26 protein-coding genes and 3 pseudogenes are annotated in these 18,193 nt (G+C 67.8%); 17 read left to right on the forward strand and 12 right to left on the reverse strand.

Annotation, left to right across the window (positions count from 1 at the left end; genetic code table 11):
• A pseudogene (locus KVT44_RS53950) lies at positions 1 to 125 on the reverse strand (DNA-directed RNA polymerase subunit alpha); the annotation flags it as partial.
• 825 nt (positions 126 to 950) lie between these two features.
• On the opposite strand from KVT44_RS53950, the pseudogene KVT44_RS53955 reads away from it, so the two are divergent.
• Positions 951 to 1,091: pseudogene (locus KVT44_RS53955) on the forward strand (IS110 family transposase); the annotation flags it as partial.
• Positions 1,092 to 1,137: 46 nt separating this feature from the next.
• The gene (locus KVT44_RS53960; RefSeq protein ID WP_254651154.1) at positions 1,138 to 1,551 is read left to right on the forward strand and encodes a DUF6233 domain-containing protein; all 414 of its coding nucleotides are present in this window, start codon (positions 1,138 to 1,140) and stop codon (positions 1,549 to 1,551) included.
• 642 nt (positions 1,552 to 2,193) lie between these two features.
• Here the strand turns inward: KVT44_RS53960 and KVT44_RS53965 are convergent.
• Positions 2,194 to 2,487 (reverse strand): hypothetical protein, encoded by a 294-nt coding sequence (locus KVT44_RS53965; protein WP_217576392.1) that lies wholly within the window; start codon positions 2,485 to 2,487, stop codon positions 2,194 to 2,196.
• A 200-nt stretch (positions 2,488 to 2,687) separates the two neighbouring features.
• Between KVT44_RS53965 and KVT44_RS60425 the strand changes: the two genes are divergently transcribed.
• From KVT44_RS60425 to KVT44_RS53975, 3 genes are all read left to right on the forward strand, one after another.
• Positions 2,688 to 2,822, forward strand: a complete 135-nt coding sequence (locus tag KVT44_RS60425) for a hypothetical protein (RefSeq protein ID WP_302832249.1) — start codon at positions 2,688 to 2,690, stop codon at positions 2,820 to 2,822.
• A 10-nt stretch (positions 2,823 to 2,832) separates the two neighbouring features.
• Complete coding sequence (locus KVT44_RS60920) at positions 2,833 to 3,228, forward strand: helix-turn-helix domain-containing protein (protein WP_217576394.1); 396 nt, start codon at positions 2,833 to 2,835, stop codon at positions 3,226 to 3,228.
• 183 nt (positions 3,229 to 3,411) lie between these two features.
• Positions 3,412 to 3,624, forward strand: coding sequence for a hypothetical protein (locus KVT44_RS53975; RefSeq protein ID WP_217576396.1), 213 nt, complete (start codon positions 3,412 to 3,414; stop codon positions 3,622 to 3,624).
• Between the two features lie 455 nt (positions 3,625 to 4,079).
• Here the strand turns inward: KVT44_RS53975 and KVT44_RS60430 are convergent, their stop codons facing one another.
• The gene (locus tag KVT44_RS60430; RefSeq protein ID WP_302832250.1) at positions 4,080 to 4,211 is read right to left on the reverse strand and encodes a hypothetical protein; all 132 of its coding nucleotides are present in this window, start codon (positions 4,209 to 4,211) and stop codon (positions 4,080 to 4,082) included.
• Between KVT44_RS60430 and KVT44_RS60435 the strand changes: the two genes are divergently transcribed.
• Entirely contained in the window at positions 4,201 to 4,323 is a 123-nt protein-coding gene (locus KVT44_RS60435; RefSeq protein WP_302832251.1) for a hypothetical protein, read from the forward strand. The two genes, KVT44_RS60430 and KVT44_RS60435, sit on opposite strands and share 11 nt — an antisense overlap.
• Positions 4,324 to 4,745: 422 nt before the next feature.
• Positions 4,746 to 4,952 carry a hypothetical protein gene (locus KVT44_RS53980; RefSeq protein WP_217576397.1) on the forward strand — a complete coding sequence of 69 codons (207 nt, stop codon included), beginning with the start codon at positions 4,746 to 4,748 and terminating at the stop codon, positions 4,950 to 4,952.
• 247 nt (positions 4,953 to 5,199) lie between these two features.
• On the opposite strand, the gene KVT44_RS53985 is transcribed toward KVT44_RS53980, so the two are convergent.
• From KVT44_RS53985 to KVT44_RS53995, 3 genes are all read right to left on the reverse strand, one after another.
• On the reverse strand, positions 5,200 to 5,763 hold the full coding sequence (locus tag KVT44_RS53985; protein ID WP_217576399.1) for a hypothetical protein: 564 nt from the start codon (positions 5,761 to 5,763) through the stop codon (positions 5,200 to 5,202).
• A gap of 39 nt (positions 5,764 to 5,802) precedes the next feature.
• Positions 5,803 to 6,156, reverse strand: a complete 354-nt coding sequence (locus tag KVT44_RS53990; RefSeq protein ID WP_217576401.1) for a PadR family transcriptional regulator — start codon at positions 6,154 to 6,156, stop codon at positions 5,803 to 5,805.
• A gap of 480 nt (positions 6,157 to 6,636) precedes the next feature.
• Entirely contained in the window at positions 6,637 to 6,891 is a 255-nt protein-coding gene (locus KVT44_RS53995; protein WP_217576404.1) for a hypothetical protein, read from the reverse strand.
• A gap of 188 nt (positions 6,892 to 7,079) precedes the next feature.
• Here KVT44_RS53995 and KVT44_RS60440 point away from each other — a divergent pair, with 188 nt between their 5' ends.
• From KVT44_RS60440 to KVT44_RS54025, 6 genes and pseudogenes are all read left to right on the forward strand, one after another.
• Positions 7,080 to 7,406: a hypothetical protein gene (locus KVT44_RS60440; protein ID WP_302832254.1), complete on the forward strand. Its 327-nt coding sequence runs from the start codon at positions 7,080 to 7,082 to the stop codon at positions 7,404 to 7,406.
• 556 nt (positions 7,407 to 7,962) lie between these two features.
• The gene (locus tag KVT44_RS54005; protein WP_308314406.1) at positions 7,963 to 9,009 is read left to right on the forward strand and encodes a S8 family serine peptidase; all 1,047 of its coding nucleotides are present in this window, start codon (positions 7,963 to 7,965) and stop codon (positions 9,007 to 9,009) included.
• A 148-nt stretch (positions 9,010 to 9,157) separates the two neighbouring features.
• Positions 9,158 to 10,006 (forward strand): IS5 family transposase, encoded by an 849-nt coding sequence (locus tag KVT44_RS54010; RefSeq protein ID WP_217576406.1) that lies wholly within the window; start codon positions 9,158 to 9,160, stop codon positions 10,004 to 10,006.
• The gene (locus KVT44_RS54015) at positions 10,003 to 10,407 is read left to right on the forward strand and encodes a hypothetical protein (protein ID WP_217576408.1); all 405 of its coding nucleotides are present in this window, start codon (positions 10,003 to 10,005) and stop codon (positions 10,405 to 10,407) included. The genes KVT44_RS54010 and KVT44_RS54015 overlap by 4 nt, the downstream gene beginning before the upstream one ends.
• A gap of 468 nt (positions 10,408 to 10,875) precedes the next feature.
• Positions 10,876 to 11,949 carry a S8 family serine peptidase gene (locus KVT44_RS54020; RefSeq protein WP_217576410.1) on the forward strand — a complete coding sequence of 358 codons (1,074 nt, stop codon included), beginning with the start codon at positions 10,876 to 10,878 and terminating at the stop codon, positions 11,947 to 11,949.
• A gap of 100 nt (positions 11,950 to 12,049) precedes the next feature.
• Positions 12,050 to 12,233 (forward strand): annotated as a pseudogene (locus KVT44_RS54025) (transposase); the annotation flags it as partial.
• A gap of 101 nt (positions 12,234 to 12,334) precedes the next feature.
• Here KVT44_RS54025 and KVT44_RS54030 read toward each other — a convergent pair.
• From KVT44_RS54030 to KVT44_RS54050, 5 genes are all read right to left on the reverse strand, one after another.
• Positions 12,335 to 12,769 carry a hypothetical protein gene (locus tag KVT44_RS54030; protein WP_308314409.1) on the reverse strand — a complete coding sequence of 145 codons (435 nt, stop codon included), beginning with the start codon at positions 12,767 to 12,769 and terminating at the stop codon, positions 12,335 to 12,337.
• Positions 12,770 to 12,793: 24 nt separating this feature from the next.
• A complete protein-coding gene (locus tag KVT44_RS54035) occupies positions 12,794 to 13,915 on the reverse strand; it encodes a DNA alkylation repair protein (RefSeq protein ID WP_217576412.1) in 1,122 nt (373 codons plus the stop codon).
• A gap of 295 nt (positions 13,916 to 14,210) precedes the next feature.
• Positions 14,211 to 14,303, reverse strand: coding sequence for a hypothetical protein (locus tag KVT44_RS59600; RefSeq protein ID WP_368857617.1), 93 nt, complete (start codon positions 14,301 to 14,303; stop codon positions 14,211 to 14,213).
• 168 nt (positions 14,304 to 14,471) lie between these two features.
• Positions 14,472 to 14,786, reverse strand: coding sequence for a putative quinol monooxygenase (locus KVT44_RS54045; RefSeq protein WP_217551505.1), 315 nt, complete (start codon positions 14,784 to 14,786; stop codon positions 14,472 to 14,474).
• Positions 14,787 to 14,896: 110 nt separating this feature from the next.
• Positions 14,897 to 15,268, reverse strand: coding sequence for a nuclear transport factor 2 family protein (locus KVT44_RS54050; protein WP_217576415.1), 372 nt, complete (start codon positions 15,266 to 15,268; stop codon positions 14,897 to 14,899).
• 128 nt (positions 15,269 to 15,396) lie between these two features.
• Here KVT44_RS54050 and KVT44_RS54055 point away from each other — a divergent pair, with 128 nt between their 5' ends.
• From KVT44_RS54055 to KVT44_RS61345, 3 genes are all read left to right on the forward strand, one after another.
• The gene (locus tag KVT44_RS54055) at positions 15,397 to 16,215 is read left to right on the forward strand and encodes a MerR family transcriptional regulator (protein WP_217576417.1); all 819 of its coding nucleotides are present in this window, start codon (positions 15,397 to 15,399) and stop codon (positions 16,213 to 16,215) included.
• A gap of 409 nt (positions 16,216 to 16,624) precedes the next feature.
• Positions 16,625 to 16,750 (forward strand): hypothetical protein, encoded by a 126-nt coding sequence (locus tag KVT44_RS60445; RefSeq protein ID WP_302832252.1) that lies wholly within the window; start codon positions 16,625 to 16,627, stop codon positions 16,748 to 16,750.
• Positions 16,751 to 17,159: 409 nt separating this feature from the next.
• Positions 17,160 to 17,426: a hypothetical protein gene (locus KVT44_RS61345; RefSeq protein WP_368857618.1), complete on the forward strand. Its 267-nt coding sequence runs from the start codon at positions 17,160 to 17,162 to the stop codon at positions 17,424 to 17,426.
• On the opposite strand, the gene KVT44_RS54065 is transcribed toward KVT44_RS61345, so the two are convergent.
• The gene (locus tag KVT44_RS54065; RefSeq protein ID WP_308314407.1) at positions 17,369 to 17,674 is read right to left on the reverse strand and encodes a transposase family protein; all 306 of its coding nucleotides are present in this window, start codon (positions 17,672 to 17,674) and stop codon (positions 17,369 to 17,371) included. The two genes, KVT44_RS61345 and KVT44_RS54065, sit on opposite strands and share 58 nt — an antisense overlap.
• Before the next feature lie 58 nt (positions 17,675 to 17,732).
• Here KVT44_RS54065 and KVT44_RS54070 point away from each other — a divergent pair.
• On the forward strand, positions 17,733 to 18,193 hold a 461-nt coding region (locus tag KVT44_RS54070), incomplete at its 3' end, for a hypothetical protein (protein WP_217576421.1).

Genomic DNA, 18,193 nt, shown 5'->3' on the forward strand with positions numbered 1-18,193 from the left:
AGCGTGCGACGCAGGGAGTTGCCGAGGGTGTAGCCGAAGCCCGGCTCCAGCGGCTCGATCACGAACCGGGAGCGGAACTCGTCGACGACCTCTTCGGTCAGGGACGGACGCTGAGCAATCAGCACGGGGTATTGCCTCCAGTGGTTTGGCGCCCGCTATGTGACGCCGTAGACACTACGAAGGGTACGGGCGATACGGGCGATACGGTCTCCGCAGAGGCCGAACCGCCTGTCTCTTCAACCCAGCGAGGAGGCTTCGGGCCTCCCTTCCGCCCGCCGCCCCACGGCGGTTTCTGCGCTGCCCGCGTCCAGCTCGCGGGCGCGCAGGACGGCCAGGCAGGCATGCGCGCCGCCCATGGCCAGGTGATGTCGTGATCATGGCGTTGGCCGGGACAGTTGGCAGGGGCGGTGTGCACCGCTCACGGCGCTGTGCTTCGCCGATACGCCCGGCACGGAACCGCCGTTGCCTGAGTCGCTGTGCGCGTCGGCGAAGACGAGTCGTGGGCCGGCTGCCGTACCAATGTCCGCAGTCAGTGCTGTGCCGGGACGCCGAGGTCGTCGAGAAGGCCGCGGACGCGCCGCTCGATGTCGTCGCGGATGGACCGGTGGAGGGCGTCGCTATCCTTGAACCGGCCGTGAAGGGTTCCTGACCTGCTGTTTTGTGTGTGCGCATCATGTGCTGTGCGGGCGTTGCGGACTAACTTGACGCTCGTGTGGCCGACCAGCGAGGAGGTCACGCTGTTCGATCCGGCAAAGGTACGCACGACGCGTTACCGATACCGGGGAACGGTTATCCCCTCGCCTTGGCCGACCACGGGATGAGGAACCCGAGGAAGCACCACGGGATTTGTGGAGAGCCCGGTGCTCGGTAACGGGCACGCCGGGTTCGGGAGGCGGTCCGGGGCAACCCACCAGCAGCAACGCCGGCAGGGCGCCCCGGGCCGACCTCACCGCAGCGAGGGCAAGCGCCACATCCAGGCCGTCCTCGCCCTTGCCCGCCGCCGCGTCAACGTCCTCTGGGCCCTGCTACGCGACGGTCGGCGCTACGAAGCCACGCCGCCCATCCCTCGCGCGGCTTGGCAGACCGCATGAGGAATCACAGTGAGCGGTCTCGCCTCGTACGGGGATGGTGCGCGCCATGCCCCTGCCGCCTGCCCCGCCCCGCCTCCGAGCGATCCTGGCCCACCTCGACCGACAGATCGCGGACAACGAGACGAGCACCGTCTACCTACGGCTGCAGCGGGATGCCATACGGGATGCCCTCGCTCTCGCTGAACGTCAGCCGCCGCGGCGACCGCAGCGCCAGCCGAAGGGTGCTGGTCCCCTGCCCGACTTCACGCCCCCGTCCGTGAAGTCGGGCTACGTCGTCCAACAGAAGCGCACACCGACCGGGCCCGAACCCGTCCTGATCCACATGGCCGACTGCACCATGATCGAGGGCACGTATCATCCGATCCGTGCCGATGAAGCACGTGCCGCACTCGCAGGCCCGAACATCGCGGCATGCCAGTTCTGCCGACCGAACACCGAGCTGGGCATCGACCTTGGATGACCCAGCTACTCGTGCCTGGCCTGCTTGTACGGGACACCAGACGTACATTCGGGCACATGGACGAGATGCCACAGCGCATCGCCCCAGACACGGATCGGGCAGCCGCCGCGATCCTGCTGGGGTGCGCCCCTGGGGAGGTCGGCTACTGCCCGCGATGCCAGGGGCTCACCCGTCGCTACGGGCCGAAGGCCCAGGTTCTGTGCCTCGCCTGGCGGGCGAGCGAGGAACGGACCGCCGGGGACGCACCCGCTTCGGGTACTCGTGCGCCCCGGTCTCCGAGTCCTCGCCGCGAGAAGCCCGCACCTTCACCCACTGAATGTTTGAAAAATTTACCCAAACTCTATTGACTCTTGGCATATTCCGTGCAGGGTGATTAGTAGGCCACAACACCGAAAGAGCCACAAAGTCGGTGAGGACGTCTAGTCGGCGGAGCGACTTGGACAGGATGTGGTTTAGGCCCCCGGCAAGCCGGCGCGATACCGAGGCAACGGTGACGACTGAAGCCTCAGGACACGCGCAGCACTACCGGGGACTGTTTTGCCCTCGGAGCCTTCGCGCGGGCCTGACCGCGGCGCGAAGGCTCCGCCACGCCTGCGCTCCGCGGAACCGAAGAGCGCCAAGCCTGCCCTGCGGCCGGATCGGTCAGTCTGCATCGATGTCGGGCTGGATCTCCACGGTGATGGCCGCGTCCTCGGGGCCGTCGCCTTCCTCGTCCTCCCAGACGATCACACGCACATGCCTCTGCGCGGTGCCGAGCACCTCCCACTCGGTCACCAGGTCGGTGACGACGAGGGCGGCGACGTACTCGGCGTCCTCCTTGGGATCGTCGGTGATGACGGTCCCCCGCCACCGCTCGGGACGGCCGCCGTAGGGGCGCCAGCCCTGCGAGCCGTGCGGCTCGTCGACCCGGTACACCCAGCCCTTCTCGGTGCCCATGGCACCGATCCTTCCACTTGAGGAGCATCACGCGCGGCATTGGATCGACGCCCGCCGGGCACGGGGCGACCGGCTACAACCACTGCCCCAACGGCATCGAGCTGGAGGACATGTGGGGGACTTCCTCGTGACCCGGGCAGCTCGCTAGGGGTGGCTGCGACCGGGATGCGCGCCATGTGCTGTCGGATGACGCTGGATGCATGAAGGCCACGTGGTCCGGGATGATCCGGTTCGAGTCGGTCGCGCTGCCGGTCAGGCTGTACACCGCCACGGAGGAGCATCCCGTGCGCCTTCACGAGATCCACGCCACCGAGGGCAGGCGCCGTCGGGGATGACGGGTATCTCGTGGGACACTGCGACGACGGCGAGACCCCCCACATCGGCTACCTGAGCGCAGCCGAACTGAACAAGTGGACCGGCCACACCATAAAGTTGCTCGCCGCGGACACCAGCGAGCCGGGCCCCGGGACGGACATGGCTATCGCGCTGCCGGCGATGTTCGCGCAGGTGGAACGGATCTACATGCTGCGGCGTGCCGTCGGCGCCCGTGCTGCCAAGGAAGCCCGCGGACTGCCGACCGGACGGCCCGCGAAGCTCAACGCGACCACCCGCGCCGGAGCCGCTCAGCGGATCAAAGACGGCGCGATCCCCGAACAGGTCGCCGCAGAGCTCGGCGTCAGCCGCTCCACGCTGTACCGAGAGCTACGCAAGCACCGCGAGAGCATCAGCCACGAAGGCTGATGAGTGATCCAAGCCGCATCCCTGCTGGTCAGCGACATTCGTTGTTTTCGCAGCGAGTACTACCGGGACCCCAACACCTTGCGACGCTTGCTACCGATGACGGACTCTGGTCGTAGTCGTCCAGGCGCGGGCGGAGTACACAGCTGCCCTACCTTGCTGCTCCTGCGGTCCGCGGGGTGCGATATGAAAGTCGAACTGATCCAACAGGCTGCCAACGTGCTGTTCGGCGTCCCGGACGATGCGCATGAGGAGATCATCACGCTCATCACTGCTGTGGCCCGGGCCCCGAAGCTACAGGCCCCGGAGCTGGCCGCGGTATTCGGTGAATGGTGCTGGCTTGTCTACACCAGCCACGGTGACGTGATCGAAGTGCTGGACGTCGGCTGCGCCCGGTGACGTCAGCGGCGTGCGGGGCTCTTTCGCTGTGGTCTGGCGTGCTGGGCCTGTGCGTGATCTTCCTCGGGGCCGTGTTCAGCGGCATCTGGCTCGTACTCATCGGCTGGTTCGTGATCGCCTCAGCGACTGCGGAGAGCGGGCAGGCCACGCTCCAAGTACTCCCGCGGGGTGTCCCAGTGCTCGAGGCCATGACCGCCAACCCTCTCGTGGCCGCAGCCGACACCACCGTCGTCGGCTTCCTCGCCGACCCCGCTTTCCGCTACCGTCACTCGGCCTTCCCCGTCACCGGCAAAATGCCGTGGGGCGCCGACCGCATTTGGCTGGCCCGGCACGCGCATATGGTCACCGCCATCGACCGGATCGGCGACTTGAAGGGGCTGGGCCACCGATGTCCGCGGCAGCATTGCCCTCACCCTGGAAGCCGTGGTTGCCCTCCACGAAGCGGGCACCCCTGTCTACTCGGCGTCCCGCATCACCCGCCTCGGCGACGTCACCGCAACATCGTGCACACGCTGGAGCTCCTGCAGGTTCTCGGTCGGCTCACCGACGACCGTCCCGACCCGGTAGACCTCTGGCTTGCGCAGCACCTTGCCGAATCTGCCCGACCCGATCCGCATCGACGTCGCCGACTGGACGGGCGTCCTGCGGCGCGGGGACGCCCGCCACCGTCCGAAGTCCGAGCTGACGTGGAAGAACTAGACTCTCCAAGCACTGCCGATCCTGACCGGCTGGGCCCGCGAGTACTCCGCGCTGCGCGAGGTCACCCGCGACGACATCATCGCCGCCCTCCAGTAACCCACACCCCGCGGCGGGGACGGACACACCCGACTGACCGCATTGCGCTCGCTCTTCGCCTTCCTCAAGGCCCGTCGCCGGATCTTCACCAATCCCACCCGGCGACTGAGCCAGGGTCTGACGCGCCGGCCCCAGCCGCGCATCCTTACCCGGCTCCCCGAGGCGGCCTTCGCTGAACTGGCAACCTCGGCGGAGCACACCGCCCCATCGACAACCTCACCCACGCTGCCATCGCCCGCTACCTGGGCTACCGACACCGCAGATGGGCACGGACGGCCAATCCGCACCTGCTGATCACCCAGCAAACCGCCCACAACACCGAGCCCGTGAGTAGGGTCTGGCTCCGGTATGCCGTGCGTGACCGGCAGGCGACCCTCAGCGGACTGCGCCAGGACCGTATTCTCGACGAAGCCGAAGCCATCGGGATCCCGGATCCACTCCATGTCGCCGCCATCTTCGGACTGCATCCCGACACCGCTCAGCGCTACGTCGATGCCTTCTATGGCCGTGCTGATTCCAGCGCCCCCGAGTAGGGGCGCACGAGGGAGAACCGGCAGCGTCAGACGTCATTGCGTCGTGCCGGATCGCCGTTGGCCGGTTCATCGACCCGTAGTCGGGACGAGGACCGGCGCGGTTTGACCGCGTTGTTCTGGTCGAACATCAACCCGTACGGCACCTTCCCGCCTCGACATGGACAAGCGGCTCGAACTTGCGCCGGCCGTCAGGGTGCCCGGTCCGGGCCATGCGGTCGGTGACGCTGCCAGAACAGGCGATTCCTCATCATGACGACATGCGGCGCCCTGCCCGGAAGAGGTATACCGATGCGGCCGCCGGGACCAGCACGCTGGGGGCGACGAGAGTGAGCAGCCCCGGGTCGAGCGGCCCCGTTGTCGCTGCAGTGAAGGCTATGCCGACAAGCGCTATAGGGACCGGGAGCGTGGCCGCAGTGCCGATGATCTTGTCGCGCCGGCTCCAGTGAGGTGCTGCCCACAGCAGCACGACGCCCGCGATCATGGCAATGCCGCCCAGGACGAGGTTGACGCCCCCGAGAAGTCCGGCCACCGGCAGCAAGATCAACGGGGCATGGCTGTGCCACTTGCTGACCGGCGGCGCAATGGTCTCGCCTTCGCGGGCGGTGGCCACGATGGTGCGGGGGTCGCCGAGGCGGTCCAGGACGGCTTTCACCTCTTCCTCGTTGCAGGCTGGCTGCTCGGCGAATGCCACCGCAATGTGCTCCGTCAGATCGGCAAGAAGTTCGTTGCGGCGCTCCGGCGCCAGGGTTGCGGCCTCGCGTGCCACAGCCTCCAGGTAGGCCACCGCAAGCGGGTGCTCGACGGTCTTCATAGTGAATCTCCAGGTAAAGGCGGTGGGGAGTTCGGTCGTTTAATCGGTGATGGAGCGGTCCACGGCGTCGCGGAAGTGCGGCCAGATCTCAGTGAACTCCGTCAGTGCCGCCTCTCCCTGAGGGGTCAGCATGTAGTAGCGGCGCGGCGGCCCACTTGGGGACTCCTGCCAGGTGGTATCCACCAAGCCGTCACGGCGCAACCGGGCCAGCAACGGATAGATCGTCCCCTGGCTGGTGGCCATCACGTTCACCGTGCCCAGCACCTCCAGCAGCTCTACGCCGTAGCGAGCGCCACTGCGCAGAAGTCCCAGGACGCAGTACTCCAGCACTCCCTTGCGGAGCTGACTTTCCGCCTTCCCTGAGCCACCCTTGCTTGCCACATCAGGTACCATGCAATACATGGTAATCGGCATGGCCATGTACGTCCGGCCCTGCCGGGGATCGCCCCAGGCCGCGTATCGATACCCGTGCGGCCACCCCACCGGACAATTCCGTGGTGGATGGGGCGTCGCACGACGTCGTTCGCAATGCCGCGATCCGGACGCCGTACCGCCCCGCGGGGCTCGGACCAGGTGCGGACCGTCGGCGAACGACCGTCTATCGACACTCCGGCCCGTGATCGCGAACCCGCAGGTGAGCACTGTCGACAACTCGCGCACCACGCGAGGATCGACAGGCATCCAACCATTCAGGTCCTGTGAGCCCTTGGGGCTTGCTTGAGCCGGATGCCGGGACGACTGGCAAGTCCGGTTCTGAGGGGGCAGGGACGCGGTAACGCGCTCCGACTACCCGACAGTCCGGGGCCTGATCTGACTGACCACGACAATGTGCGGCTCGTGGGCTGAGCCCGGAAGAGTCAGTTGCGTGGCCAATCAACAGTCCTTCGGAAATGCTGAACTCGTGGCCCTCTGCGCGTACTGCGAGGGTGTCATTGGCATGGGGCGGCCGGGCCGTGCGGGACGGTGGTCGAACTCGAAGGCGATGGGGCCGAGCGCCTCCCTGGCCGGCGGGTAGATGCTGCGGAGGTTGACGAGCAGTTCCTCGCGCCGACCGTCCGGGTCGATGCGGGCGGGGTCCTCCGCGCTGAGCAGGTCCTCGAACGAGGCGTACGTGGTGATCCGCTTCACGATGATGTCGAGTTCCCGGTCGCTGCCCCGGTCGTGGAAGACGATCGCGTCCCCGACTTCATCTTCGACGGCCGCCTTCTCGGGGTGGCGACGCGGACCTCGATCGTCTCGTGTCCCGACTCCACCTGCCGGTAGTAGCGCCTTAAGAGGGGGAAGTGATGCTGGCGCCGGGAGGCACTTTCCCCGTTGTGGACACTCGACGGCGTGCGCTGCGCTGCGACGTGCGGTGCGGCCTCGTCCTGGCGCGGCCCCCGCAGGACGAGGAAGACCAACCTGTCGGCATCGTGCCGCTCCGCAGCCGCCCACCGGTTCTGCAGGCATGCGAGTTCGTCCTCGTCGAGGGCAGCGGCGACTGTCTGGCCGATGTCGGCATGCTGCGCGCCGAGCCCGCCGTGTTCGGCCCGGTGGCCTCCGATCCGACGGTCTCCCGTTTCGTCGACACGGTGGCCGCGTCCGGCCCGAAAGCTCTTGCGGCGATCCGGGGCGCACGTTCCGAAGTGCGTCAGTGGGTCTGAGAGGGCGGTTCGTGAGGTGATGTCCGTTTCCAGGTGAGGTTGGGGCTGGGCTGCTGGTCGCGGGGCTTCGATCGGCTACTGCTTCCGGGTAGTGGGGCCCGGGTGGGTTCGGCTGGTTGCGAGGTGGGCCGTCAAGGTGAGTCAGCTACTGCATTGGATGCCCTAACCGGTGCTGTTCGCGGGTTCGCTATCAGTGCGCTGCCGATGATGTCTGACGAGTCCGCCGGGCCACGGCGCGTCCGACGGCATGTGAGAGCCGCCGCGTATGGCTTGGCCGGGTTCACCTGCGAATTCGACGGCATGAAGGAGCATCATGTGGCCTGCGCGGCGCATCGTGGGATTCCTGCTGGGGGCTCTGCCCTTGGTGGTGAGTCTGGCTTTCGTCCCGTCCGGTGCGCATGCCTGGACACCGGACAGTGGTGAGCGGCGGACACCGGCCGCGGCGCCAGCGGACGGACAGGGCGGCAGGGCGGTGACGTCCCGGCGTGCATGTAGTCCCGCACCAGGCCCAAACAAGGCCACCTGTCTGGCCTTGATCCGAACCGACCTCCCAGCGGTGAGGTCCTTGTCGCCGGGGAGCGCGCCACCCGGCTACGGGCCCGCCGACATCCGGAGCGCCTACCAATTGCCCCGCGGCGTCGGCCGCGGGCAGACGGTGGCCATCGTCAACGCGTTCGACAATCCCAACGCGGAGAGTGATCTGGCGGTCTACCGCCGCACCTTCAAGCTGCCGCCGTGCACCACCGCCAACGGGTGCTTCCGCAAGATCAACCAGAATGGCGGCAGTACACCGCTCCCGCCGACGCAACCGCCAGGTGAGGACTGGGCACTGGAGACCGCCCTCGACACTGATGCAGTCAGTGCGGCCTGCCCTGACTGCAAGATCCTGCTCGTTGAAGCCAACGACGACACCTTCGGCAATCTGCTCACGGCTGTGCAACAGGCCCGCCTCCAGGGCGCCAAGTTCATCTCCATGAGCTGGGTCGACCCAAACGGGGAGAACCCCGTCCAGCCGACCCTCGACCAGATCTACTTCAACTTCCCTGGCATCGCGTTCGTGGCCGCTTCGGGTGACAGCGGTTTCAAGGTCCACTGGCCCGCCGCCTCCCAGTACGTCACCGGTGCCGGCGGAACCCGCCTCGACCGTGTCCGCCGGCCGGTGCCCGGCCCGCAGAGGCTGCGAGGCCACTGGTACGAATCCGCATGGACCGGCGCTGGCTCCGGCTGCTCCCAGTTCCAGCCGAAGCCGCCGTGGCAGACAGACACCCTCTGCCTCAATCGAACCGTCGCTGACGTCTCCGCGGTCGCCGACCCGGGAACTGGCCTCGCCGTATACGACACGTTTCAGGTCGGGGGCTGGGTAGTGGTCGGCGGCACCAGCCTGTCCAGCCCGCTGATCGCTGCCAGTTACGCCCTGGCCGGCACCCCGGGCCCGAACGACCGACCCAACTCGTACCCCTACGCCCACCGCCGGAAGTTCTGGGACATCACCCAGGGCTCAAACGGTTCCTGCGGCGGCACCTACCTGTGCACCGCCGTCCTGGGCTACGACGGCCCCACCGGCGTCGGCACACCCAACGGCGTCCGCGGCCTGCGGCCCTGACCCAAGCTCACCGGGAAATGGACATCAGCTCACGAACCGCCCTCTAAGTGGGCGGTTCGTGAGCATTTGAGAGGTTCTGTCGTCGCCTGGTGGTGTGGTGCGGGCGGAATCTGCTGGTCCGCAGCCGGTGATCTGCTGGTGTGGTGGGGTGAGTGAACGCAAGCCGTACCCGAGCGACCTATCGGACAAGCAGTGGTCATTGATCGAGCCGGTGATCACGGCATGGAAGGACCGGCACCGTTCGGTGAGCGGCCATCAGGGCGCCTACACGATGAGGGAGATCATCAACGCGATCCTCTACCAGGGGCGGACCGGCTGCCAGTGGACCTACCTCCCGCACGACCTGCCGCCGAAGAGCGCGACGTACTACTACTTCGCCGCCTGGCGGGACGACGGGACCGACCAGATCATCCATGAACTCCTGCGCTGCCAGGTCCGTGAGAAGGTCCGCCGATTAGAGGACCCGACCCTGGTGGTGCTCGACACGCAGAGTGTCCGCGTGGCTGCTGGGGTCCCCGCCTCCACGACCGGCCGGGACCCGGCGAAACGGGTACCGGGCCGCAAGCGGGGCCTGGCCGTGGACGTGCTGGGCCTGGTCATCGCCGTCACCGTCCTCGCCGCGAACACCCACGACAACGCTGCGGGCGTTGCTCTGCTGGACCAGGTCACCGAGCACACCGACGGCACCGTCCGCAAGGCGCTGGTCGACCAGGGCTTCAAGAATCAGGTCGCCGCGCACGGCACTCTCCTCGGCATCGATGTTGAGACCGTCGAACGCAACCCGCTGGACAAGCAGTTCGTCCCGCAGCCGAAACGGTGGAGGGTCGAGCAGACCTACGGAATCCTGATACTGCACCGGCGCCTGGTCCGCGACTACGAGCACCGGCCGGCCTCCTCTGCCGCCCGCGTCCTCTGGGCGATGACCCACGTCATGGTCCGCCGCCTCACCGGCGCGAACATTCCCACCTGGCGCGATGCGCAGACGGTGAGTGCGTGAACATCCAGCCCCTACTCGACGCGCTCGACGTCCAGCAGGATGCCGCTCGGGCCCTGGCCGACGACCTCCGCGCGCAGATCGAGGAACTACAAGGCCGGCTACAGGAGGCCGAGACCCATCTCGAACACCTCGCGATCACCCGGAAGACCATCACTGCTCTCGCTGACCGCCTCCCGGCCCGGACCTCTGCACCCGACCTGCCCGAGCACCCGGACTACTCCCGCATCCTCGCCGTCTTCAACGAAGCCACCGGCCCCCTCCGGGCCCGTAATGTCTGCGAAGCCCTCGACCACGAACTGCTGCCGAAGAACATCGAAGGCACCCGCGCCAAGCTGAAACGCCTCGTCAAGCTCGACCTTCTCACCGAGGTCGACGCCGGCAGCTTCGCCAGGAAGCAGTAGTCGCCCGAAGCCACGCGACCAGCAGCCTTGCTCCAACCTCGCCAGGAAACGGAGATCATCTCCGAACCTTTCAGAGCCTTCAGGTCCGAACTGCCCGGCCCGGCCCATTGGCCAGCCGGATGTGGGGAATGTGCGCTGTCGGAGCGGAGAGGTTGGGCCGTCCGTCGGGCGATCACGCGTCGATCGTCCGAAATGAGGCGCGCTTGTGATCACAGTGACGTTCGGAGTGGGGGTTCTACCTTTTTTTCATGAAGGAGCGTCATGCGGGTGCGTGTGCGCAGATCTGTGGTCGCCGCTGTTGTGGTTTTGGCGAGTGTGGTTGCTGGGTCCGCGCCGGCTCAGTCACGGACTTCTCCGGTCGGCGACGTGCACCGGACGGGCACGGCCGGTGCGGGCGGTGGCCGGGGTCCGACGTCAAAGCGGCTCTGCCCGGACACGCACGACCCTGACCGGGCGATGTGCATGGCGATGATCCGGACCGACGTGCCGGCGACCCCGGTCCTCGGACCCGGCCAGCAGCCGGAGGGCCTCTCGCCACGAGACATCCAGAGCGCCTACGAACTGCCCCGGCACGGCGGGAGCGGGCGAAAGGTCGCCATCGTCGTCGCAAACGACTACCCCACCGCCGAGCAAGACCTGGCCGTCTACCGCCGCCAGTTCCACCTCCCGCCGTGCACCACCGCCAACGGGTGCTTCCAGAAGGTCTACTCCACCGGCGTCAAGCCTCCCAACGTCGACCCCATCTGGGCTCTTGAGGCCGCGATCGACGTACAAGCCGTCAGCGCCACCTGCCCGGACTGCAGGATCACCCTGGTCGAGGCTCCCACCGCCTTCATCGTCAGTTCGATGTTGCCGGCCGTCGACGTGGCCAGCGATCTGCCAGGTGTGACGGGCGTGAACGGCAGTTGGGCCATCGCAGAGCAGCCGGCCGAGGGCACGGTCGACTTCCACTTCCGTCCCGGCATCGCCTACACGTTCGCTTCGGGCGACCTCGGAGGCGTACCGGTCTACCCGTCCGTCTCCCCGAATGTCACCTCGGTGGGCGGTACCAAGCTGACCCGCGCGCGCAATCGTCGCGGCTGGACGGAGAGCGGCTGGTCCGGCTCCGGAGGCGGCTGCTCGCTGTACGAGCCCAAGCCGTCTTTCCAGGGCGACCTCAAGTGCCCGAGCAAACGCGCCACGCCCGATGTCTCCGCCGTCGCGGACCCTGACACCGGCACGGCCGTGTACTGCACGACCCCCGGCAACCCCACCACCGGCTGGCAGGTCGCCGGCGGTACCAGTGTGTCCGCCCCGCTGATCGCCGGCATGTATGCCCTGGCCGGTCGGCCAGGCCCGACCGACTGGCCTAACACCTACCCCTACGCCCGGCCCTGGCACTTCCACGACATCGTCACCGGCACCGCCGGCGCCTTCTCCGCTGGGCCGGGATACGACCTGGTCACCGGCATCGGCACACCCAACGGTGTCCGCGGCCTGCGAGCCCCCACATGGGGATACAGCCGCGCGGACCGTGTCGCGTCTGCCGCAGGGCAGAAGTGAGTCAGCAGCCTTACCCCAACCTCACCGGGAAATGGACATCACCTCACGAACCGTCCTCTGAGAGCTGGCCGGAGCGAGAAGTCCGGCGGCCGACGGCCAGGTGATCGTGGACATCGACGGTGTGCTGGTGCTCGCGCACTCCGAGAAACAGGACGCCACCCCGACCTGGAAGAAGACCTTTGGCCACCATCCGCTCGTCGCGTTCGTCGACCACGGCCTGGCCGGGCCTGGCCGGGACCGGGGAGCCGGTGGCCGCCTTGCTGCGGCCCGGCAATGCGGGTTCCTGCGCGGGATCGATCCCGCGCGCCTGCAGAATCTCCCATACGGTGGAGGGTGCGACCTGGATGCCCAGCACGCCGAGTTCGCCGTGGATCCTTCTGTGGCCCTACCCGCAGTTCTCCCGGGCCAGGCGCAGGATCAGAGTCTGGATGGCGCGGCGGGTCGGCGGACGGCCAGGCCGCTTGCGACGGGAGATGCGGGCGTGGCGGCGTCGGGTGGGGTTCCGGTGCAACCGCAGGATCGTGTCCGGGGAGACGATCAGGTGGAGCTGCCGCAGCCGGGCGCGAGGCACCTGGTGAAGGAGCGCAGCCAGGAAGGCGCGGTCCGCCGGGGTGACGCGCCGCCTGTCGATCTGCCGCTGCAGGACCGCCAGTTGGTGGCGCAGCGTCAATATTTCGATGTCCTTGTCGGCGTCGCTCATTGGAAGCAGCCGCATGAGGGCGAAGACGCTCGACACGGCGAGGTAGGGCAGTCGCAACAGCACGATCGACCAGCCTGACATGTCTGTATGCGGCACTATGTTGTCGGTGGCGACTGCCATCCGGCGAGCCTCGTGCGGAAGTGGTCACGATGCCTCTCCGGCCTCCACGAGCCTGAAGTCCACCTTGTCGAACTGGTGACCGTTGACCTGAAGCTGCACGGCGTGGGCCCCCGGGTAGTAGACGCGCGTGCTGATGGGGCGGAACGAATGACTGCGCGTCAGCTCGGCCGACTCGCCGGGGACCAGGCCGCGCTTCGCGAGCTTGAAGACCTTGGGCGCCTGCTTCCCGTTCGCCTTCATGTGGTGAATGACGTAGTCGATGGCCAGGGAGACCGGCTGGTCGGAGACGTTCGTGACGCGTGCCGTGAAGACGAGGGTCCCACCCATGGAGATCTCGGTCTCCTCCGCCAGCGGTCCCACCACTTTGAGATCGTCGCGGCTGCCGTGGAAACCGACCAGCTCCAGCGCCGCCGGCTCTCCCTTCTTGACGAGCGTGCGCATGGCGTGCCGCACCAGGGCCGGCGTGGTGGACACCGGGTTGTGCATCCACCGCCCGGCGACCTCGGCGGCCAGGCCGGCGTCGAGACGGGAGATGTCGTTGAGATGGTTGGCCACCGAGCGGCGCACCACCTGCGAGCTGTCCGTGCGGAGCCTGTCCAGCAGGGGGACGGTGGCCTTGGGCTTGCGGTTGAGCTCGGGGACCTGCCGCGCCCAGGGGAGTCTGGGGCGGGTGCCCTCGCTCGCCAGCCGCCGCACGGCCGGATCCGGGGAGTCGGTCCACGTTCGTGCGGTTGCCAGGGTGCGGTCCAGGTCCGCGTTGAGGAAGGTCCTCAGCGCGAACTCGCCCGTCAGGCGAGGCGTGAGCTGCGCGAGCAGGTGGAGGCCGTCGTCGAAGTGCCCGTCGGCGCCGGACTCGGTGGCCGCAGTGGCGACGGCTTCGGTAACGGGCCAGATCATCCAACCGGTCAGGTCCGGGCGGATCAGGGCCTCGCGTACCGCGTGTGCCAGCTTCTCGTAGTCGCCGTCGCAGTCGGCCAGGACGGCGTCGCCCACGGTTCGGGCCCGCTCGCTGAGGCTGAGGGTGCCGAGTACTGACTGGTTGCCGGCAACGCGTTGCCAGGTGGAGTTTCCGGAAGAGGTCTCCTGGAAGATGGCGGCCAGGCGGCGGACGCTGTCGGGGCTGATCAGCTCATCTGCGGTAGGCACGTTTCCTCCAAGGGCGCCGGCCGTGTGCTGGGGAAGGCCGGCCGCGGTGCGATGGTAGACGGCTCGCGGTCCTACGGGTTCGATCCGCGCGAACACCGACGGAGGCCACTGGGGATTTGACGGCCCCCGAGCACCGGGCCCGTCAGTAGCCCGGCTTGTTGCCGACGATGATCAGGCGGGGTGGCGATGCCCCGTTCCATGGTCTCGTGGCCAGCTCCGGGCACGACCAGCGGGACAGGGGTACTCCGGTCTCGGCGGGCAGCTGGCAGGCCATTGCCTTGACCTGGGCCGCCTGTCACGCAGTGAATCCGGGCCGGCGCCCGGAGCGCTTGCGGTCGCACAGCCCGGCAAGGCCGCCCTCGGCGAACCGGCCCCGCCAGGTGCGCACGGTGTCCAGGTGCAGGCCCGTCTCGCAGGCGTGCGCGCGTTGGAGCGTCCGCGCGCCGCGTGCAGCACGATCTGCGCGCGCATCCGCAGCTGGTGCTCGGTCTTGTGGCCGTAGGCCATCTTCTCAAGCCGGTGGCGCTCAGCGGCGGTCCCGTCCTGACCTGGGCTCTCAGCGCGCTGCGATGCCCTGGCCCTGGTAGATCTCGTCGTAGTAGTGGATCACCATGGGGCGGGTGAGCATGGCCTCGAAGGTGGAGGTGAAGCCGTGTGCGGTGCGCCAGGCGAGATAGTCGGTGTAGTTGTGCGCCTCCGTCCACTGGGTCAGACCCGTGACGTGGTCGGCGTCGCTCTGGTCGCGCAGGATGCGGATCTCTTCGCAGCCCTCGTGCTTGAGGCTCTCACCCAGGATGTCCAGCAGCAGTTTCGCGACGTCATCGCCGCGGCCGGGCTGAGCGAAGAACTCGGCGGTGACCAGTGTGCTCATGGGGATGTTCCTTATCGCGAACGGTGTCGACACCGGCCCGCCGCCGGGAGCGGCCGACGGGGCTTTGAGGGCGGGGCAGCGCAGTCGGCCGGCCCGAGGGCCTGCCTTCACTAGGGAGCCGGCTCGTTGCGCACGATGATCAGTGAGGTGATCTTGCCGTCGGCGACTGTGAGGTAGTTGGTGAGCACCAGCTCGTCGGGCAGGTTCGTCTTGTCGTACTCGCCGTCGTAGCGCGCCCGCACGATCGTTACAGTGCCGTGGCGCGCGACCTCGGTCACGTCCATGGTGACCTTGTCGTCGACCAGTTCGCGGCGCGCCCAGGCGCGGATCGAGGCGGCACCGACGAATTCGCGGCGCGCGTCGTTGACCAGGGCATCGTCGGAGAAGGTCGCCATGATGGCATCCGTGTCGAAGGCGTTGATCGCCGCGATGTGGGCGGCGACGATGTCGGGCAGTACAGCGGGCTGGTCGATGGTGTTCATGGGGGCTCCTTCGATGGCCTCGGCACTGTGCGGTGCACGCTGCGAACGTTGGGCCCTACCTCCACGGGAGAGTCAACCGGGGGTCTTCTGCTGGACCCTCCGGCAGGGGGAGGGTTGATACTGGCGCCATGCACGCAGGCCTGACTGTCGGCGAGTTCTCCCGTGTGACCCATCTGAGCGTCAAGACGCTGAGGCACTACCACGAGGTGGGGTTGCTCGCGCCCGCCGATGTCGACCGGGGTACCGGCTACCGGTACTACTCCCTGGACCAGGTGCCCACGGCACAGGTAATCCTGCGCCTGCGCGACCTGGACATGCCGGTGGCGGATGTGAAGGCCGTGCTGGCCGCAGAGGACGTGAGCACGCGCAACGAGCTGATCAGTGCGCATCTCGCACGCTTGGAGGACCGGCTCGAACAGGCCCGGAGCGCCGTCGAATCGCTGCGCGAGCTGCTGGCCCGCCCGAAGCACGGTTCGACCATCGAGAACCGCACGGTCCGCGAGCAGCCGGCGATCGGGATTCGCGAGGTCGTCGACCGACAGGACGTGGTGAGCTGGTGGCAGGGCGCCCTCGGCGAGCTGCACGGCTTCGCCACGGCTCGGGGACTGCGCTACACCGGCCCGATGGGCGGGCTGTTCGCCAACGAGCTGCTCCAGGACGAGCGCGGTGAGGCGCTCGTGTTCGTCCCTGTCGACGGCGATGCCCGCCCGGTCGGCCGGGTCGATGCACTGGTCGTGCCCGGCGCGGAACTCGCGGTCGCCGTCCACCGCGGCCTCCTGCACACCATCGATCTCACCTACGGTGACCTGGGCACCTACGCCGCACGCCACGCGATCGGCGTCGACGGCCCGCTGCGCGAGTACTACCTGCGCAGCCCCCTCGATGTGGTCAGGGACGACGACCTGGTCACGGAGGTCGGCTGGCCCATCTTCCGCTCCGCCGGCTAGCGGTGGTCCGATGGCGCCGGCGGGGACAATGGCAGACTCCGCAGTCCGGGCCGGGCGTTTCGCTGCCGGGCACGGACTGCGGGTTGCCCGAGTCCCTGAGACGCGCCATCCCCGGCTTCGGCGGTGAGCCCACCGCACTACGTGGACCGCTCAGATGCTGGGCCCAGCAGGGTCAGATGGCGATCGTGAGCGCCCGGATGCGGCCCGAGGGTTGCTGCGGTCGCCGAGTCCGAGCCTGCACAGCCGCCCGCGGCCGCACCTGGGCAAGCCGCCCTCACGTGTGGATTCACTGGTGGTCGGCGTCACGCCTCGTACAGTCCGCCCCGTGAAAGCCCGAGGCTAACCTCGCCCAGAGCCGCAGAGCGTCGCCGCAGCGCAACGCGCCCGAGCGGCCGGCATCAAGGTGGCCATGCTCAGTAACTCCTTCGGCATCGAGCCCTACAACCCCTATGAGGACAAGGGAATGTGGGGCGACTTCTTTGACGCGGTGATCCTGTCGTCGAAGCTGGAAGGCATACGGAAGCCCTCCCCCTGATCTACCAGCGCGCGCTCGACGTCCTGGAGCTGACCGGACCTGAGTGCGTGTTCGTAGACGATCATTTGCACAACCTGCCTTCCGCCGTGGCGATGGGTATCCGGACCGTGCTCCACACGAACGACCCCGTCGCCACAGCAACGCTCTTGGACTCCCTGCTCCCAGACACCAACCCGGCCTGATCGAAACGGAGCCCTCATGCAGGACGACATCCCCTCCGAGTACGCGACAGGCTCGGACGGCGCGTTATCGAACCGACTCGCTGCCCGCCCTTCCGCGTTGTTCGTCTACGGCACTCTCCAGTTCGACGCCGTGCTCTCCGGGCTCATCGGGCGCGTGCCTGAAGGGACGTCCGCCATCGCCAACGGATGGCGGGCCGGCCCTCGAAGGACGCGTCTACCCGGGGCTGGTGCTCGCACCCGGCTCCGCTGCGGCCGGCTTGCTGTTGACCGACCTGAGTCAGCGTGAATGGGGGATCCTCGACGCGTTCGAAGATGACCGCTACGACCTACGTAAGCTCTGCCTTACATCCGGCGCCCCTGGCTGGGGCTACGTGTGGCCGGGTGGCGAAGTACGAGACGAGGACTGGGACGCGGAGCACTTCGTGACCCGTCACCTTCAGGAGTGTTCTACGTCAAGATCCAGGACGAGAGCAGGGAAACTCCGTACCCGTTGAAGGCTCTCCGCGGGGCCCCATCCGATTCGTGGGAGGACCTCGCCATGCGGCTGCTCACTGTCGAAAGTGAGCGCCAGTTGCGCTTTCTTGCGGGCTTCGCAAGCCGAACAACGAACGTTCTCGCAGTACAACCGCCGCGCCGTCAGCTCGATCAGCACCGGCCGATCTCCAACCGGCGTGTCGGCAAGGCGCTTTCCGTACGCGCTGTGCACCCGATTGGACATCACTGCACATCCGGGGCAGGCCACCAGGTGACGCTACGTCCCCGAGACTAAATGCACCTGATCGTCCTCATGGGATATGTGCTTGATCGTTCTCGAGATGAACGAAGCCAGTCGACCGCCGCTATTGATCCTGGAGGCGCTGCGTGAGCGCGGAGGTGCGCTACGTGAGCGTGGGCAGGCGGCCGGGCGCGACTGGATGCGCCAGAGTTGGACGAGGACGACGACGGTGACGAGGACTGAGCGTCAGGATCCGACCAGGGTGCTGATCAGCTTGCGCGCCGCAGCCTTCGTCAGCCGCTTCGCGGCGGTCGCGGTCTGCCAGGGGAACGGGCGGCTCGATGCCGGTGCCCTTGACCGCTTTGGCGAACTCGGTGTCGAACCGCTCCTTGCCGCGTGCGGCCGAGTTCGCTGGTGCGCGTGCGCGACGATTTCAGCTACGGGCCCGAGGGCGGCGTTCCCCCTCGGTATCGCCGCTCCCTGCGCTCGTCAGAATCGCGCTCGCGACAACCTCGAAGAGGTGGTCGGCGCGTGGCGCGAGCGAGG

The sequence above is a fragment of the Streptomyces sp. GbtcB7 genome (assembly GCF_019091445.1).
GTDB classification, from domain to species: Bacteria; Actinomycetota; Actinomycetes; order Streptomycetales; family Streptomycetaceae; genus Streptomyces; species Streptomyces mirabilis.

What these genes read in the sequence shown, in the direction of transcription:
- KVT44_RS54030 (WP_308314409.1), bottom strand. Translation starts at nt 12,769, where the DNA reads ATGGCAGTCGCCACCGACAACATAGTGCCGCATACAGACATGTCAGGC.
- KVT44_RS60445 (WP_302832252.1), top strand. Translation starts at nt 16,625, where the DNA reads ATGCTCAGTAACTCCTTCGGCATCGAGCCCTACAACCCCTATGAGGAC.
- KVT44_RS53965 (WP_217576392.1), bottom strand. Translation starts at nt 2,487, where the DNA reads ATGGGCACCGAGAAGGGCTGGGTGTACCGGGTCGACGAGCCGCACGGC.
- KVT44_RS60425 (WP_302832249.1), top strand. Translation starts at nt 2,688, where the DNA reads ATGAAGGCCACGTGGTCCGGGATGATCCGGTTCGAGTCGGTCGCGCTG.
- KVT44_RS54055 (WP_217576417.1), top strand. Translation starts at nt 15,397, where the DNA reads ATGCACGCAGGCCTGACTGTCGGCGAGTTCTCCCGTGTGACCCATCTG.
- KVT44_RS54050 (WP_217576415.1), bottom strand. Translation starts at nt 15,268, where the DNA reads ATGAACACCATCGACCAGCCCGCTGTACTGCCCGACATCGTCGCCGCC.
- KVT44_RS53975 (WP_217576396.1), top strand. Translation starts at nt 3,412, where the DNA reads ATGAAAGTCGAACTGATCCAACAGGCTGCCAACGTGCTGTTCGGCGTC.
- KVT44_RS54045 (WP_217551505.1), bottom strand. Translation starts at nt 14,786, where the DNA reads ATGAGCACACTGGTCACCGCCGAGTTCTTCGCTCAGCCCGGCCGCGGC.
- KVT44_RS54020 (WP_217576410.1), top strand. Translation starts at nt 10,876, where the DNA reads ATGATCCGGACCGACGTGCCGGCGACCCCGGTCCTCGGACCCGGCCAG.
- KVT44_RS53960 (WP_254651154.1), top strand. Translation starts at nt 1,138, where the DNA reads ATGCCCCTGCCGCCTGCCCCGCCCCGCCTCCGAGCGATCCTGGCCCAC.
- KVT44_RS53985 (WP_217576399.1), bottom strand. Translation starts at nt 5,763, where the DNA reads ATGAAGACCGTCGAGCACCCGCTTGCGGTGGCCTACCTGGAGGCTGTG.
- KVT44_RS53990 (WP_217576401.1), bottom strand. Translation starts at nt 6,156, where the DNA reads ATGGTACCTGATGTGGCAAGCAAGGGTGGCTCAGGGAAGGCGGAAAGT.